The organism is Parabacteroides sp. PFB2-10 (genome assembly GCF_029893085.1).
In the GTDB taxonomy this organism is placed as follows: domain Bacteria; phylum Bacteroidota; class Bacteroidia; order Bacteroidales; family Tannerellaceae; genus QVMG01.
On sequence record NZ_JARXWI010000005.1, the window covers coordinates 1 to 17,675 of the forward strand.

Below are 17,675 nucleotides of genomic sequence, written 5' to 3' on the forward strand. Positions count from 1 at the left end.
CCCCGCGCCCCCCCCCCCCCCCCCCCCCCCACCCCCCACCACCCCCCCCCCCCCCCCCCCCCCCCACCCCCCCCCCCCCCCCCCTCGACGATAGAAAACTCCCGGAACACACTGCTCATAGACGCACGAATTGGAGATTTGGTTTAATTATATCCTTTTTGTACCTTTACCCCCTATGAAAAAGTAGCTTAATAGCATGTCGCAAGTATTTCAAGTGGGTGAAAGTGCAAATGTAGCGTCAGAATAGTAAAACAAAGTATATCTTGATGTGCCTATTTAAGTATAGTTCCAAGCCTCTTTTGAGAAAGGCCTGCTTTTTCTAATACTTAACTGATTTAAATAATATGCAAAAAGTCGCACCTGTTGTGGACATACTATTTATCATATTATTGATATGTATGTCCTTCTCTTGCAGTAACAAAGATGTAGAAGCGCCGTTAACGTTGTTTGCCACACCAACCACTCTGTCGGAATTACCGGCTCAGGGTGGAGAAGTCACATTTGCCGTTACAACCAATGCACCAAAGTGGGAGTATACGCTTTCGAGCGATTGGTTAACAGAAAAAGCCCAAACGGATACAAGTCTAATATTGAAAGTTTCAGCAAATCCAACGGATAACCAGCGTATTACCACCATAACATTCGGCCTATCCTCCTTGCCAAACGCTAAACAGTCGATCCTTCTTTCTCAGGCAAAGGCGCAAATGCCCAAAGCAGACCTGATTGATTTAGTTTTCAAAACAGACGGTACGGCGGATAATATTGCTTCTGAAAGTATAAAGGTGACAACCCTAAAAGGAGACGGGCTATGCACCGCATATAACACCACATACAATCGTCACATCGCACGATTCAAACACACTGGCACAACCATATCATCGGGATATTACAAAATCGACTATTCTTCCAATCAGAAACTGAAGGAGGCTATTGCTGACGGGCATACCATGGAGACCTTCTGCCTATTGGAGACAGACACTCCACTACCCGATCAGGAAATAAAAATGTTTAGCACGCATGAAGGAGGAGGCACCGGTTTTTTGGTGGGCAATCATGCAAGAAACAACTCTTTCGTCTTCCTGCCTCACATAGGCAGTGGATATGTTTGGACAAACAGTGGGGTATCACCTGAGAAAGGCCGATATTATCATATTGTAGGCGTTTGGAACAAAGAAGAAGGAAAGGCTTTTATATATGTAGATGGTGTGCTTAAAGCAACAGAAAACACCCAAGGAAATTTTAATTTTCCTGCTGCGACCTGTCAATGGTTTGGCATAGGTGCCGACGCCTCCCCCGGTGGAGGAGAAACGCCCTGGCAAGGAGAGGTAGCCATTGCTCGTCTTTACGACAGACCGTTAATAGCCAAAGAGATAGAATTACTATGGAATGAATTAAAAGATTTGCAACCCGAACTGAATGGAATCCATATTACGGAAATATCTCTTACTCCCAAACAAGTCTTACAGGAAGGAGAGTACATCATCAGAGGTAAAGGGTTTAAATCGGGTGATAAGATAAAATTGGAATCTACTTCCTGCGCTGAAAACATATATATCTGCGATGGACATATTACCGAAAACCATGTAACAATCACAATACCGAAAGGCTTTACATCAGGAGAATATCGATTCTTCGTTGTGCGGGATGAAAAAGAAATGGACTTAGGTTTTACGACACTCAAAGTGGTCAACAAATTACCGAAAAAGCCCAAGGTTATTGCCCATCGCGGATATTGGACCACCGGATCACCACAAAACTCTGTTGCCGCACTAAAAAAAGCACAAGAAATCGGTGTTTACGGCGCAGAGTTTGATCTATGGATAACGAAAGATGGAAAGATTGTTATAAATCATGATGACTCAATCAATAACCTCAAAATAGAAGAGGCAACATTTAATCAATTAAAAGATATTGCTTTACGCAAAGGAGAAATGCTTTCCACATTAGAAGATTTCCTGGAACAGGGCAAGAAAGACCCGTCAACCCGATTGATACTGGAAATCAAAACGCATAAAAATGCAGCCAACAATCACCGTATAGTAACGGAAACACAGAAGTTAGTTCAGGCATCCGGCATCGCCGACCAAGTAGAATATATTGCATTCAATATAGAGATTTGCAAAAAAATGTTGGAATTACAACCTGATGCTACGGTGGCTTATCTGGGTGGAGCCTGTCCGCCGCAACAATTAAATGAGTTGGGGCTTCATATGGATTATTACATAGAAACCATTCGGGCTAATAAAAGCTGGGTCGCACAAATGCAAGATTTAGGAAAAACAGTAAATGTTTGGACAGTCAACACGCCAGGCGAACTAGCAGAAATGATTGAACTGGGTGTTGACTTCATCACAACTGATTATCCCGAATTAGCAACACTGCTGATTAAAAATCACTAATTGCGATGATACAGAAAGGGCGTTTCAGATTTTACAACCGCAACATCAATATTTCTCGGTTACACCCAATATAATATGTTTATCTTGTAGCATAACATTCTTTTTCGACACTTCAAAGCGTACGATTTCTAAAGGGAATCTGTTACTCCGGTAAAAGGAGAAACTCCAGATAATTATCAGTATCGACATACTGAAGCCCTGCTTGACGAATCTGGTCGGAAGAGAGCGATTCAATAGCCTGCAAACGTTCCTGCGGACTATCGACTTTTTCATTATAACGGTACGCATTCATTATGTCGATCAACCAGCGGGCATTCTGCCTCAAAGCAGTGTTGTGAGCAACCCTTAACTTCTCTTTCGCCCGCGCCACCTCTTCTTCCGAAGGGCCTTCGGCTAAAAGCTTCTTAAGTTCGAACACAGCTCTTTCCGTTAGCTGTTTATAGGCTTCTGTGTTCGTACCGAACGTTATAGAAAGACTCGCCTCCTGTTCGTGTGCCTGAGCCATTTTCCCGCTAACCGACGCTCCGTATATGCCGCTCATTTCGAGGCGCAAAGTCTCAAAAATACGCGTATTTAATATCTCGACGAACTGACGATAGGCAAATTCCGTCTCTTTATCCCAAACAGCGTCCTTGATGAAACGTAGCGAGACACGGGCTTTGCTTTCATCGTTTCCTTTATGATATGTATAGGTTTTGCGAAGACGAGGGGAAGAAAAATACTGTTCCACAATACATGGTTTAGTTTCCTGATCGCCAGGGATTCCTGCCAGGTAAGTCTCCACCAGAGGGCGCAAAGCGACGGTATCGATATTTCCCACAAAGCAGTATGTAAAGCCAGCCGCATTGCCGAAGCGGGAATTATAAACTTCTACCGCCTTATCGAAATCCACCTGGTTTAAGTTATCCGGAACCGGCCATCGGTTTCGCCGCGGATTGCCATTATTAATCACCTCGTTGATCTGGTAACCGAAATAATTTTCCGGTGTTACCAGCAAACTTTCATAGTCAGCTTTCTCCTGACGCATCAGTTTATCAAACTCTGCACGGTCGAAATAGGGTGCTGTGTGATAAAGATAGACTAATTGGAAAAAATCCTGCGCGTCATTCGGTGAGAAACGTCCCGACATCGACTCGTTATACATCACCAACGACTGGGTAATCGAGATCACTTTGCCCGCCATAAGACGCATCAACTGTGTATTGTTTATCCCGTTCACTCCACTCTTATCTTGAATGCGCGTGGCATAGAGGGCAGACATATCGTACGATTCCGGGTACATGCTGAATCCACCGTCGGAGGTAGAGCGAAACAATATCTCGTCGTTCTTGAAATCGGTCATCTTAAATACAACCTTGGCTCCGTTCGAAAGTTCCCATTCGTACAGATCGACATCCTCGAAATAGCGTTGCGATAGGATTTTGCCGGGTGCAGGCGTATAAGACATTAACTCCGTGACCACCTCACCATCATCGTATGGTTCTATCTCCAGACTCTTTACCTCATCGAGTATAGCAATCAATTCTTCCGTTGAAGGATATACGACTCCATCTTTTTCTGATCCCGTCACAACCACGGTTCTATTTTTCCGGGTCATATACTCTTTTGCCTTTGCCGAAATCTGTTCGGCAGTGATACCGGGCAACACCGTCTGCAACAGTCCATATTCGAAAGCGGCACCGGGCATCGGTATTCCCGAAAGAAAATTGAGTTGGTAGTCATCTGCCAGCAGGTCGGATGCTGTTCTGTCTCGTTCATTATAATAACGCTCAAATCGTCTCAGCATTTTGGCCTTAGCACGGTCAAGTTCGGTTTCTGTAAATCCATGTCGCAAAACCCGTTCATCCTCCACGGCAAGCTGCTGCAAAGTGCGGATCACATCACCGGGAGTTGTCCGTGCATAGACAGAATAGGTATCCACCCCGCGGAAATAATTGGAATAGCCCGCCTGAGGATCCGAAAAAGGAGGATTCTCCATAGAGGAGACCAATTCACTCAATCGACCATTCATCATGGAGGCATAGAGTGCGTCAAACACATTTTGTTCGACATAATCGCGTTGGGTTACGGCTTGCCTGGGGATATGCTTGTATGATATTTCGACTGAGCATCCCCGCGTTTCCGGGTCGGTTGCCACAACGGCCTTTGCTTGTGCATGGTCGGGGACTACCGTAAGGGGACGCGAAAGCGTACCGGCCGGTGTGGTAGGTATATCGCCGAAAAGCTCTGTTATCTTTTTCTCTGTTTCTATCGGGTCGATATGCCCCACTGCCACAACAGCCATCAGTTCCGGGCGATGCCAACGATGATAAAAACTACGTAACTCTTCATAAGGAAATGTTTCGAGCACCTCAGACTTCCCGATAGGCATCCGTTCGGGATAGAGCGAACCCTCCATCAGGATGGGTAGGTATTGCGCACGCAGGCGTTTTCCAGCATTGTCGCCCAATCTTAATTCTTCAAGAATAACCCCTCTTTCCTTGTCTATCTCTTCATCGGTCAGCGAAAGGTTCACAGCCCATTCCTTCAGTACCGAAAGACCTAAATTCAGGTGTTCGGAAGCAATGGGTAGATAATAGATCGTTTCTTCGAAAGAGGTATACGCATTAAGTTCATGCCCGAAACGAACACCTACCTCCTCCAACCGACGGATCATATCGCCTTCTGGAAAGAGTTTTGTCTTTTTGAATGAAAGATGTTCTAAGAAATGAGCAAGCCCCTGTTGCTGTTCTTCCTCCAGGATAGATCCGGCGTTAATCATTAAGCGCAGTTCTACTTTGTCAGCCGGCACATGGTTATTACGGATGTAATAGGTCAGCCCGTTGGGCAGCGTTCCCTTTTTTACATTAGGATCGAACGGCAATAAGCTTTCCGGCGAATAAGGAATTTGTTGTGCCTGTATCGCATCTGCAAACGGCAGTAGCAGCAGTAAAAGAAGAATAAACCTTTTTATTGTTAACATCGTGATGCCTTATTAGTTTTTAGAATGTGTAACCCAACGAAACCCGGAAATCTGTACGACTCCGTTCATCGCTGGTCTTCAGATACCCTCCACCCACCTTGAGCCAAATACTGCGGTCGTTCTTCAACTCGTAGCCTGCCGTTAGGTTTAGGAATCCGGAGACAAAATGAGAAGTCATAATCTGATAATCGGGATTTATTAGTTTCTCACCAATTATCTGATCATTTTCCTCCCTAACTGTATAGTTCACATCACGATCCCAGACCCCGTTATACGACCCGTCAAGTCCGATCTTAAAATAGCAGGTTTCTCCGGGTATAATTCTTTCCACCGACAGGGTGGTCAAAGCAGATTGGTAACGGATATAAGAATCGAGCACTTTATAATCGTCGGAGAAATCCGTCCAGGAACTTCCTACTGCAAACCGCCAACGGTGATATCCTTCCCGTGTTGGCGAAAGGTAAAGCGCATATTCAATTCCCGCCCGGCTGGTTGCCACGACCGAACGACGCGGAGCTTCAGACTGCATTACCCAGGCGTTTACCTCCGGTGAAGAATTGAATACCTGAATAACCTCCCTACCCGAGCGTTCCTGCCATGCGTAACTTGCTTTCACGGTATGCCATGCACGATTTCCCTTGAGCGTCAGATGGAAATATCCTTGCCAGTCTGTTTCATACAACCGCCCCCGTAGTCGCGGCTTATTATTCTCAATATCGGATGCATCCTCAAGATAGTTATTATACTTGCCTCCAGCCACCAAACTGACTCTGTCAGATAGAAAGATATAGTCGACAGCAGCGCCATAACTGTCTCCCGCATATTTACGTTCACGGTCATTGCCGCTAAAAATATCATAGGTATATTGCCCCATACCTTTCAACAGATAGATCTTTTGGGATTCTCCCGAATCATAGAGCATTAGGTTTACATTTTCCCGGAAACGACTGTAGAGAAAACTCGCACTTAGTGAATGTTTCTCCGCCAGCCGCAGGGTAACAGAAGGAGCGATATCTATGCGATTCGTATTCGACTGGGGACGCGGATCGATCTTCTTTGCTCCACGGTTCACATCCAATCCCAGCGTCAGCCCGAAAGAGAGCCGATCGTTGACAAACGGAGAGGCCAGTTTCGCCCACATGGCATACGATTGTTTGGTCCAGTTACCTCCTGTACTATCGGCAATAATGTAGGGAGTACCTCGGTAGGGGTTGAATATTGAATTGAATTGCACCTCTCTTTCTTTGGCCTGCTGAAACCGGAAACCGCCACTGACATAAAACGAACCAAGGTAGGCCGAGCCCTCAGCGGAAAAGAGGTAATTGTTCACACGTTTGGGTTGTTGTGGACGATGAAAACTACCATTCCCAATCTCCGTTCCGAGTGAAACATCAGCATACAATAACCGCTCTCCCAACATAACAGCAGAAGCATTATCCAGCCCCGCTAAAGGGTTGGTCTTCTTGAACTGTTCGAGTACAAATGGGTTGCCTCCAGCCGTCAATGTATCGACAGGATGAGCACCGACCGCGGATACCCTTATAGAGATGGCCGCTAGAAATACGAGTATATATTTATTGATATTCATTGACTTTCGTTTTACTATTCAGACAAAGGAGTATCGTTTATTACGAAGTCTTCTGTTGAATTGTTTGTATCCTGATAAATAGCTATACCACCCACACGCTCCTTAACCTTGCGAATCACGCTTTTCGAGAGATAAGTTCCCGCCACGGTTGCAAATCCGGCATCAAGCGACGGCGGAAAACGTTTTGTGTTGGTTACCGTTGAATTTTGTATTAGGTCTACCGCATCTATTACGTAAGAAATGGGGACTTTCTTGCACAACCAGTACTCTTCATTCTCGAACGGATCCTGAAAAGACTCCGGAACCGCCAATACGTCAAAGTTTTCAAACTCGTCCGCTGCAGCAGCAATCAGCACCATTCCCTGTCCAAAAACCCCCATTCTCCATAGGAAGGCATAATCGGGCCAGAAAGCGAGTCTCATATTCGGAGCCGGGAAATCGATATTCGGATTCCGTGGATCATTGCTGTATGCCTCGTAATCAGCAGCAGAGAGGTCTACCGGCGAATTAAGGTTGTATTGCGCATCTTTATTATGTGGAGCCGCCATGACAGCAATGGTCAGTGTTTGTCCCGGGCCAATCCCTACCGGTTCTTCTCCAGCAACGATCTTCCAAGCACTTTTGAGGTATATGTGTTGGTAATTGCCCAGTTCTTCTCCGGGCCACAGCGGCCCTGCCTGGCCTATACCACCGAAATTTTCAACCATACCTATATAGAGATCGTTGATTTCTATCGGAGCCAGGGAATTGTTGTATATGGAAAAGAATCCGTCGTTACGGTAGGTACCGTTACTCAGCGTTCGCGAACCGGCATAATACAACTCCTTGAATATAATCGAGCTACTGGTGCTCGGTATCAGCTTAATCGGATCGAGCGTACTGGCCGCCCCCAACTTCAGGTTTACGCCCGACACAAATCCAGCGAGCGGTGCTTTTTTCGCATCCGCTTCCCCTGTTATCCAGGCGACCTCCTCTGCGGTCAGTTCACCCATGATATTAATGGTATACTCACCCGGCATCAGCTTTTCAAGCATCAGTTTACCCCATTCGTCACTGGTAAATTTATAGGTAAACTGTTCTGTGTTGTTAGTTAAGGTGACATCAAACAGATTCGTAAATGCCCGGCTTTCCCCCAATCCTTCGTAGGTAAGATGTATTTCAAATGGTTCCACAAAATACGAATCGGGGGCATTGTCCTCACGGCAGGAGGTAGCGAATATCCAAAATAGGATCGCGACATAAAATATACTATTTCTTGTCTTATTTTTCATTGTTGCAAACTTTAAAATTTGACCCAAACTTCTGCACCAAAGAACTGCTTCGGATTACGAAGCGTATAGTTCCCGGGATTTCGTTTACTCTCTTCGAGTGGCTGGTTCATAAACACATTATTCAAGAAGAAAGTAAACCCAAGCGTATTGCGTATTTCTTTGGTCAAGCGCAAGTTAAAAAGCCATAATGGATTATAGGATTCGGTAATGTAACGGCTTTCCAGTATCTGCTTCTGTATATCCGGATTGATCACATCGCCGGGATTAAGGGCAATATACTTTAATCCGTTTTGTACCGACATATACCCTATCGGCGTTGTATTATCCAATCCAAGGTATGTATGTTTGTCGCTCCATATAGTCTGTATTGACAGGGAGACTACAAAGCTGATTTTCGGTATATTGTGGATAATACGAAGATTGGTCGACAATCGTTCGTAGCTGCTTCCATCGCCGGCTCCGTAAACACCAATATCTTTGTAATTACCGTCAGCGTCAGGATTTTTCTGAAAGAAAGAGGGCGTGGTGGAATACATCTCACTCTTCATCCAAGCACCATTGAAGACAAACGAGGTACGGATAGCATTTATTCGACCGAAATCAAAGTCGAATTCAAGACCTTTCGTTTGATTCACCCGGTTATTCATTGGCGTATTATAGCTCATTACCATATTCTTCGTGGCAGCCGGATCCACCGTCAATGCCGGATAGGTACCCGGGCGTTCCGTCCCCCTGTATTTCACCAGTTCAAAAAGATGGTACGAGCTAAAGTCGGTCGAGAACGAGTAGCCATTTTTCAGTTTTTCCAAAAAAACCGTCACCGAGAAGCTCATTCCTCCATGTTCAAATTCAAATCCTATTTCGCTTTTGGTATTCTTCGCAATTTTCAAGCTTGAGTTAGAGGTATCGAACACTTTCGTGGTGACAATGCTCAACTTCTGTTCGTCCGCAAGACCTGCCGCACCGATATTATTGAAATTGATAAAGTCAAAGTAGGCCGGAGCAGGATAGAGGTAAACCAACGGCGGCGCTTTTGCAGTAATCCCCCATCCGCCCCGTATGGTCAGGGTCTTGGGAATAATTTCGTAAGAGGCATTAAAGCGTGGCGAGAACACATTCCCACCGTCGTTACGTCCCGGCTGTATCATATCATAACGAAGACCCAACTGTAATTTAAGATCCCGTCCGGCAATCGTTTTGGAGACATTGTCTTCCACATATACCGACAACTGGTTGAGCGCCGGAATATCTTTATAAGGACGCATCCGCAACCCTGCAGTGGGAGGCATCAGCGGATCGAAAACCTTACCACGCCCGAAATTCACATCCGTTCTCCACTCTGCACCTGCCACAATCCGATTGTCGAAACCTCCGAATTCAGTAAACATATTTGCTACTGCCTTGGCAAAGATATTCAGAGGTTTACCGTAGGTGGTCATCTGCGTCAGAAATTCATACGGAAGAATATTGGTAAGTGCTTCCCGTCCGGGTTGATCTGTATTTGTCACAAGCTGTCCATCTGCTCTTACTACCTGTTCTGAACGGTTGGAGGCTACCGTGCCATCCAGCATAGCTGATGTGACCATATAACCGAAATTCCCTTTTATCTCCTGGGTATACCCTTTTTGCTCGGCATAATCAGCTGAAACATTGAAACGGACAGACTTCAGAAAATCTTGATTCAACGACCACAAGATATTCGTATTGAAATTGAAGCCCGTATTCTCCGACGAGCGTTTGCGTTGGTATTTGATATCCGACGGGTCAAGCTTTTGCGCATCCAAGTCGGAATAGAATCGCAGCCCGGAGGTCGTGCGTATGTTGTCTAAAAACGTACGCGAATAGAGCATATTAGCCGTTACGCGCTGAAAACCCTGATAAGGGCGTCTCTCATCGGCAAGCGATTTTGCGTAGTCGAAATCCACACTCAGGCTTCCATCTTTTTTACCTACAGCAAATCCTTTGCTTACCGAGGCCTGTGTCAAGGTGGGATTAATCTTAAGGCGCGCTTGATAATGCGACTTGCCGGCTTTCGGATTAACAATGATCACGCCGGAAGTAAGGTCACCATATTCTACGGAAGGTATGCCCCGTATAACTTCCACCGATTCTATATTATCCGCCGAAATGCGTCGCATATCTGTTCCAGAACCAGCCGTAGAGGTATATCCGGTGGTCAATACACCGTCAGTGGCTGTATTCCCTACCTGCAGGTTGGCGTTGTTAGATACCGGGACACCATTTATCACAATCGATGTGCCCATACTATTTAGCCCATCGCTTTGCACCTGTCTCAGGCTCGGCTTGGAGGCTGATGTCAAGGATGGATTAGAGGCTAATTGACCCGGCAACAGCTCCAATACGTCACTTAGGCTGGTCGCCTGCAAGTGATCGATGGCTGAACGTGATATGGTCGATGCTGTCGAAGCTCCCGTTTTATTCGATTTGGCAACTACGGTGATTTCCTCAATCCCGAAATTGGCTTCCTCCATATAAAATCGGGGAATATTGCCTGTTTGTTTACTTATTGTTGTTCGCGTTTCAAGTTTGACCATTCCAACATACTGGAATGCTATCGCGGTTTCTCCCTCGGGGACGTTCTTAAAGATAAACTCCCCATCTATATTTGTGACAGCCCACAACCCGTATTGAGGCAGGTTCACTGTTGCTCCAATGATCGGCTCCCGGCTGTTCTTATCCAGTACAACCCCTTCAAAATCTGTGCGGGATACACTCTGCGCAAACATTTCGAAAGGGCAGAGAAAGCTTATACCGCATAACAAAACCAGTATAGCGGTCGATTTAATAAAAGTAATGTTTCCGATGTGCATACCGGTAATATTGAGAAATAAATTTGACTCACGCAAAAGATCGTACTCATGCGTTCAGAAGAGAAAAGAAGCCAAGCTACATGGGAACAGTGTCCATGTAGCTTGGCTGTATAAGATAAACGTTGATTAAGGAGCAGCCTTCACACAACGAATAGGCATGGCAACTTTGGCAGTTTCCCTTGATTTATTGGGGAAAAGATTATGAACATAACCCCATGGAGCACCTGATGTATGGTAAGCCGCCGACCAAAAGGCCTCCGCACCGGGAAGATATTTTTTAGAAGCCTCGCGGAAATAACCAGACTTCGCTAATTTCATTTTAGCATTAGCAGCCTTCGCAGCATCATATTCTTCCTTAGTGATCATATCAAAATCAACCAAATCAATGTTATAATTCTCCAAAAGCTTCATCATAGCGACAAATTGCGTCTGATTTGGAACGCCCCAACCTTTCGGACAGGGAGTATTTGCCGGTACTGACCAATCTACATAGCCTGCAGATTCGGCAGTCCAATTGGCATCAAACTCAGCATTCGCAGCTTCCGTCGCTCCTGTTGCAACAACCACATTTCTTCCTAACTGATAGAAGTTACCGTTAGCTGCTGTATTATCTGCAGCACCCTTGTCGTAAGCAGCAGTCGCACCAACGTTACGGTCAAGAACCAACAGTCCGAATTCACTCGAGAAATCAAGAATTTCATAATAGGAGATCAGCCCTTTTACCGTAATGGTAACATCATCAGACTGACCGTCGGCCATAGCTGTGATTTTCACTTCTTCCGATTCTTCCAAATCGGTAACTTTCAGTTCTAAAACGCCTGTTTCGACATCTACAGCCAGAATCTCCGGTTTATTGGAAGACCAGGTAACGGTTTTGTTATCCGCATCATCAGGAGTAACCACAGCCGTTAAAGTAGGCAGCGCATTACCAACAATAAACTCCGTGGATGTAGCCGTTACGGTTACAGATCCCACCCTCACTTCGTCATCACCACATCCACTAAGTAGCAGCGCAGCAACGGATAAAAACAAAAAAACCTTTTTCATAAAAATTGTACTTTAAATTGTGTTGGACAAATATTTACTTTGCGAATATAGGCATTTGTTTTACACAACTTTATTTTCAAACAATCTTTATCAATATATTTCATGTTAATCAGCAAAAATGTAAGCAAAAAGAGACTTTTTCTTTACATTATGACAATCAGTTCTTACCAAAGTAGAGCCATAGAAGAGTTACTTTACGCTGCAAGACGAAAAGCAATAGAAAAACAGGGAAAATGGTTTTCACAACCGCAACATCAGTATATCCCGGGCTACCTTATCATCGATATTGGCATGTTCGCCCAAATGCCAATCCATCTGTTTCACTTGAGAGACAAGGCTATCCAAATCGGATTCGCGGATGCCATAATCGGAAAGACGTGTCTGAATACCCATCTCCCGGAAGAAGGATTCGCAGGCTTCGATACTCTTTAGTACGCGTTCCCGGGGCTCTCCTTCGGTAATATCAAAGACCACCTCTCCCAGGCGCATGATCTTTTCCGCCTTTTCTTTCTGCATATAGGTCATCACGCCCGGCAGAATCACCGCCAGGGTTTGGGCATGATCCAGACCAAACTGTGCCGTCATGGCATAACCAATGCGGTGCGACGACCAGTCCTGTGGCACACCCTGCCCGATCCATCCGTTCAAAGCGTTGGTTGCCGCCCACATCAGATTGGCTCGTATATCATAGTTATTGGAATCTTTCAGCACTTTCCGCCCCTCTTCCACGATCACCGTCATCAACACTTCCGAAAATGCATCCTGCACTTTGGCATTCACCGGATAGGTAAGGTATTGCTCTATCACATGAATAAACGAGTCTACCACCCCATTAGCCACCTGCCGGAGCGGCAAAGAATAGGTTACTTCGGGATCTAAAACAGCAAACTGCGGGTAGACTTTCGGACTGGCAAAATTCAGTTTCTCACCACTCGAAACACGAGTGATCACTGCCCGGTGGTTCATCTCAGAGCCTGTCGCTGCCAGAGTAATCACCGCTCCGATAGGCAAGGCCTGCTCTATCGCCTTTCCTTCAGAGAGAATCGCCCAAGGATCACCCTCAAAACAAACGGAAGCGGCTATAAACTTCGCGGCATCCACCACAGAACCGCCACCAACGGCCAGGATAAAGGTCAGTTTTTCTTTACGCACCAGTTCCACCGCCTGCATACAGGTTTCGTAATGTGGGTTGGCTTCGACACCACCAAACTCAACCACCCGATGGCCTTGCAATGCGTTTACCACCTGGTCGTACACCCCGTTCTTACGGATGCTTCCGCCACCATATAACAACAATACACGTTCAGACACAGGAATAAGTGTCGATAAGCGGGCAATCATTCCTTTTCCGAAGACCACCCTTACCGGATTACAAAAATCAAAATTATCCATGGTTATTTGGAATTAAAACCGCGCAGCTTTATTTCAGTAAATACTTTTTTGGTATCTAAGGGGAAATCGCCTCCCAGGATCCAGCCATAATAACCCGAATCCGCCTCCAGGACTTCAGCCACCGGGCGCCCTTTGTATTTCCCGAAGTTGATCACCTCTACTCCATTATCATCATAGACTACGCGTCCTGCGAAGTCGACATTGTTGTTATGGCTTGAGAACTTAGCCAGAAAAGCCATATCATTCTCCAATTCCGGATAACGATCGAGCTGAGCCTTCAATACTTCATAGGTTGCCTTTGTGTCGGCTTCAGCCGTATGTGCATTTTCCAGCTCTTTATGGCAATAGAATTTATAGGCAGCCGACAGGGTGCGCTGTTCCATTTTGTGGAAAATCGTCTGCACATCAATAAACTTTCGCTTGCGGAAGTCTATATCCACCTCTGCCCGCAGGAATTCTTCCGCCAGCAAAGGAATATCAAAACGATTGGAGTTGAACCCAGCCAGGTCGCATCCTTCTATTTCGGACGCCAGGTTCCGGGCAATTTCTTTAAAGGTCGGGCAGTCTTTTACATCCTCATCCGTTATACCGTGGAAAACGGTCGACTCCGGCGGGATAGGCATACCGGGATTTATCCGATAAGTCTTGCCCTCCTCCTTGCCGTTAGGGAAGACTTTCACGTAGGAAATCTCGACAATACGATCTTTCACAATATTGATACCCGTGGTCTCCAAATCGAAGAAGACCAACGGGTTTCTAAGGTTTAATTGCATTTATCGGTTGTTAATCATTCAACATCATCGGCATAAGCAGCATCAGAAGATCTTCGTTTTCTTCATTTTCCGATGGCACGATGAGTCCGGCACGGGAAGGATCCGCCAGTTCCAGTATCACCTCTTCCGAGTTTATATTGCTAAGGATCTCGATCAGATAGGTCGATTTAAATCCGATACTCATTTCCGCTTCGTCAAACTGGCAAACAATCGTCTCTTCTGCAGAAGTAGAATAGTCGATATCCTGTGCGGAAACAACCATCTGATTGGCCGAAAGCTGCAACTTCACCAAACTGCTTGCCGGATTGGAGAATACGGAAACACGCTTCAAGGCATTCAGGAAAGAGAGGCGGTCGATATTCACCTTATAAGGGTTCTCCTGAGGAATCACACTATTATAGTTCGGATAACGCCCTTCGATCAGACGACATACCATCTCAAACGACTGGCAGATAATATAAGCGTTGTTCTCATCGAAGGTAATCTTCACCTCTTCTGTCTCTTTTCCAAGCACACCCTTCAATAGATTGGCCGGTTTTTTAGGAAGAATAAACGAGGCTCTCTCCGGCGATTGAATAGCCAGGTTACGCAGGCGCACCAATTTATGCCCGTCAGAAGCCACAAACGTCAGATCGTCCGTATGTATATCAAAATAGATCCCATTCATCACCGGACGAAGTTCGTCGTCGGCGGTCGCAAACAGCGAGCGACTGATACCACTCAATAACTTCTGGCTGTCGATGGTCAGCGAGATGGCGTTCTCCTTCAGCGGTTTTTGTTGCGGATAGGTATCGCCCTTCTGTCCGATAAAGCTGTATTTACCATTCTGGAAGTGAATCAACACCTCCATACTACTCTCATTAATATCGAAAGTAAGCGGTTGTTCCGGCAGCTCCTTCAACGGTTCCAACAGGTTTTTAGCTGTAATGGCAAACAGGCCTTCGCCCTGTACGTTCATCACTTCCACCGAAGTAACCATACGGGTTTCCGCGTCAGAAGCGGTTATTGTCAGCTTATCACCATTCAAATCAAAAAGAAAACTATCCAGAATCGGCAAAGAATTCTTGGATGCGATCACCTTACTAATAGACTGTAAACGGGACAATAGCGCTGTGCTGGATACATCAAATCTCATGGTTCTATATTTTTTCTGTTATACATATTCTTTTTAAACATCAAAAGAGCAACGGGTTGACCCACAAACCTCTTCCGGCTAAGTGGAGCAAAAGTAATAAATAATTCTATTCGTACGACCGCCACCTCTTATAAAAACAGGAAAGATCAGGAAACAAAAAAACTTCTTCCCCACATCCCGTGGAAAAGAAGTTTTAGATATCCTTTCTAACCGCGACTTATTTCGCGTAATAATCTTTCACAGCTTCATTAGGAACCATCTCTTCCTGGAAGATATAGGCGCCTGTCTTCGGAGACTTAACCATTTTGATTACCTTGGAATAGGTACGGCCGTCACCTTTCTTAAAAGTTGCAACTGCTTTCTTTGCCATTGTTTAATCTCCTATTATTTAATTTCTTTGTGCAATGTCATTCTCTTCAGGATCGGATTGTATTTCTTCAACTCCATACGAGCCGTTGTGTTTTTCCGATTCTTTGTTGTGATATATCTTGACGTACCCGGCATACCGCTTTCTTTGTGTTCGGTACATTCCAGAATCACCTGTACTCTATTGCCTTTTGCTTTTTTTGCCATTTTCTATTTCCTCCGACATTATGCGTTTAAAAAACCTTTTTCAGCGGCTTGTTTGATCGCGGCATCCAATCCAACTTTGTTGATCGTACGCAATCCTGCGGCTGAAATATTGAGGCTAACCCAACAATCCTGTTCTACCCAGTAGAACTTTTTTGTAAACAGGTTAACATTGAATTTACGTTTCGTCCGATGATTGGAGTGAGAAACGTTATTGCCAACCATTGCTTTCTTTCCGGTAATTTGACAAATCTTAGACATCTCTTTATTTATTTTATTCTTTTTCTAAACAAATAGGGCGCAAAGATATACATTTTTACTGAAGCATACAACTTTCACCCGAAAATATAATTAAGAAATCTCCCTTCTCCGGAACATAGCATCTTGAACAGAAGCGGAAGAAAAAATAGTTATCTGAGGCTGTACGCAGGATGAGACTTGAACTCACACGCCGTAACCGGCACTACCCCCTCAAAGTAGCGTGTCTACCAATTCCACCACCTGCGCGTAATAAGGGGTGCCCAGAACAGGACTCGAACCTGCACGTCTCGCGACACTCGCACCTGAAACGAGCGCGTCTACCAATTCCGCCACCTGGGCATTTCCAATACAAAAAAAGGAGAACCTCTTACCTCCCTTGTACGCCAGAGCGAAAGACGGGATTCGAACCCGCGACCCTAACCTTGGCAAGGTTATGCTCTACCAACTGAGCTACTTTCGCAATAACGGCTGCAAAGATAGAGTGATTTTTCTTTTTCACAAAACTTTCTTCGCTGTTTTTTCGCTGTTTTTTCAGATTTTTTCGACCAAGGCTGTAAATAAGCGGGTCATCACGTTAGCAGCACGGTTTGCCTGCACAATCACATCGGCTCCATCGTTCATAAAATCATCAGCGAAATGATATCCTTCATTCGTAATGACCGACATACCAAAGACCCGTATCCCTGCATGGCGCGCCACAATCACCTCTGAAATCGTACTCATCCCGACCGCGTCTCCGCCCGCTTTTCCAAAGAAAGCATACTCCGCCGGTGTCTCATACGAAGGCCCTGTCAGCCCCACATAGACGCCTTTCTTCAAAGTCACTCCCTGCGTGTCGGCGATCTCTTCCATCAGACGGATCAGTTCACGGTCGTACGGACGCGTCATATCCGGGAAGCGGGGGCCGAAGTCCTCGTTATTGGGACCGATCAACGGGTTGGGTTGCATATTGATATGATCGCGTATGATCATCAGGTCGCCAATCTTAAACGACGTATTAATTCCTCCGGCGGCATTCGACACCAACAGGTTTTTAATACCCAGCAACTTCATCACACGTATGGGGAAGGTCACCTGTTGCATCGTGTAGCCTTCATAATAATGAAAGCGCCCCTGCATGGCGATTACATCGCGGCTTCCCAGTTTACCGCAGATCACATTGCCCTTATGCCCCGACACGGTCGATGTCATAAAGTGAGGGATCTCTTTATAAGGTATAACCACCGGATCCGTAATCTGATCCGCCAGCGCCCCCAGGCCACTCCCCAACACAATAGCCGTCTCCGGCACCCCCTTCATCCGCACCCTGATATAATCAGCCGCCTCTTTGTAGTGTTCAGTTTTTATCATATTTCTATTCTTTATTTTTTAATGTATCTATTCTAATATAGCACCACTACGTGGCGCAACAGTTTGTATATCCATTGACCCCGCGTTACGCATGGA

At 45.6% G+C, this 17,675-nt stretch carries 13 protein-coding genes and 3 tRNA genes; 1 reads left to right on the plus strand and 15 read right to left on the minus strand.

Annotated features, from left to right (window positions below; genetic code table 11):
* The first annotated feature begins 344 nt into the window (after nt 1-344).
* A complete protein-coding gene (locus tag M2137_RS05695; protein WP_280765502.1) occupies nt 345-2,399 on the plus strand; it encodes a glycerophosphodiester phosphodiesterase family protein in 2,055 nt (684 codons plus the stop codon).
* A 142-nt stretch (nt 2,400-2,541) separates the two neighbouring features.
* On the opposite strand, the gene M2137_RS05700 is transcribed toward M2137_RS05695, so the two are convergent.
* From M2137_RS05700 to M2137_RS05770, 15 genes are all read right to left on the minus strand, one after another.
* On the minus strand, nt 2,542-5,361 hold the full coding sequence (locus M2137_RS05700; RefSeq protein ID WP_280765503.1) for an insulinase family protein: 2,820 nt from the start codon (nt 5,359-5,361) through the stop codon (nt 2,542-2,544).
* Between the two features lie 19 nt (nt 5,362-5,380).
* Nucleotides 5,381-6,949 carry a DUF6850 family outer membrane beta-barrel protein gene (locus M2137_RS05705; protein ID WP_280765504.1) on the minus strand — a complete coding sequence of 523 codons (1,569 nt, stop codon included), beginning with the start codon at nt 6,947-6,949 and terminating at the stop codon, nt 5,381-5,383.
* 14 nt (nt 6,950-6,963) lie between these two features.
* Complete coding sequence (locus tag M2137_RS05710) at nt 6,964-8,220, minus strand: DUF4876 domain-containing protein (protein WP_280765505.1); 1,257 nt, start codon at nt 8,218-8,220, stop codon at nt 6,964-6,966.
* An 11-nt stretch (nt 8,221-8,231) separates the two neighbouring features.
* Nucleotides 8,232-10,967, minus strand: a complete 2,736-nt coding sequence (locus tag M2137_RS05715) for a TonB-dependent receptor (RefSeq protein ID WP_280765506.1) — start codon at nt 10,965-10,967, stop codon at nt 8,232-8,234.
* A gap of 210 nt (nt 10,968-11,177) precedes the next feature.
* Nucleotides 11,178-12,098: an Ig-like domain-containing protein gene (locus M2137_RS05720; protein ID WP_280765507.1), complete on the minus strand. Its 921-nt coding sequence runs from the start codon at nt 12,096-12,098 to the stop codon at nt 11,178-11,180.
* A 240-nt stretch (nt 12,099-12,338) separates the two neighbouring features.
* Entirely contained in the window at nt 12,339-13,490 is a 1,152-nt protein-coding gene (locus M2137_RS05725) for an iron-containing alcohol dehydrogenase (RefSeq protein ID WP_280765508.1), read from the minus strand.
* A gap of 2 nt (nt 13,491-13,492) precedes the next feature.
* The gene (locus M2137_RS05730) at nt 13,493-14,263 is read right to left on the minus strand and encodes a 3'-5' exonuclease (protein ID WP_280765509.1); all 771 of its coding nucleotides are present in this window, start codon (nt 14,261-14,263) and stop codon (nt 13,493-13,495) included.
* A 10-nt stretch (nt 14,264-14,273) separates the two neighbouring features.
* The gene (dnaN, locus tag M2137_RS05735) at nt 14,274-15,398 is read right to left on the minus strand and encodes a DNA polymerase III subunit beta (RefSeq protein WP_280765510.1); all 1,125 of its coding nucleotides are present in this window, start codon (nt 15,396-15,398) and stop codon (nt 14,274-14,276) included.
* 217 nt (nt 15,399-15,615) lie between these two features.
* The gene (locus M2137_RS05740) at nt 15,616-15,768 is read right to left on the minus strand and encodes a DUF4295 domain-containing protein (RefSeq protein ID WP_277465946.1); all 153 of its coding nucleotides are present in this window, start codon (nt 15,766-15,768) and stop codon (nt 15,616-15,618) included.
* A gap of 14 nt (nt 15,769-15,782) precedes the next feature.
* On the minus strand, nt 15,783-15,971 hold the full coding sequence (gene rpmG / locus M2137_RS05745) for a 50S ribosomal protein L33 (protein ID WP_280750533.1): 189 nt from the start codon (nt 15,969-15,971) through the stop codon (nt 15,783-15,785).
* 18 nt (nt 15,972-15,989) lie between these two features.
* A complete protein-coding gene (gene rpmB, locus M2137_RS05750) occupies nt 15,990-16,229 on the minus strand; it encodes a 50S ribosomal protein L28 (protein ID WP_280765511.1) in 240 nt (79 codons plus the stop codon).
* A 162-nt stretch (nt 16,230-16,391) separates the two neighbouring features.
* Nucleotides 16,392-16,475, minus strand: a tRNA-Leu gene (locus M2137_RS05755).
* 11 nt (nt 16,476-16,486) lie between these two features.
* Nucleotides 16,487-16,568 (minus strand) — tRNA-Leu (locus M2137_RS05760).
* 48 nt (nt 16,569-16,616) lie between these two features.
* A tRNA-Gly gene (locus M2137_RS05765) sits at nt 16,617-16,689 on the minus strand.
* Nucleotides 16,690-16,760: 71 nt separating this feature from the next.
* Nucleotides 16,761-17,579 (minus strand): purine nucleoside phosphorylase I, inosine and guanosine-specific, encoded by an 819-nt coding sequence (locus tag M2137_RS05770; protein WP_280765512.1) that lies wholly within the window; start codon nt 17,577-17,579, stop codon nt 16,761-16,763.
* Nucleotides 17,580-17,675: the final 96 nt, after the last annotated feature.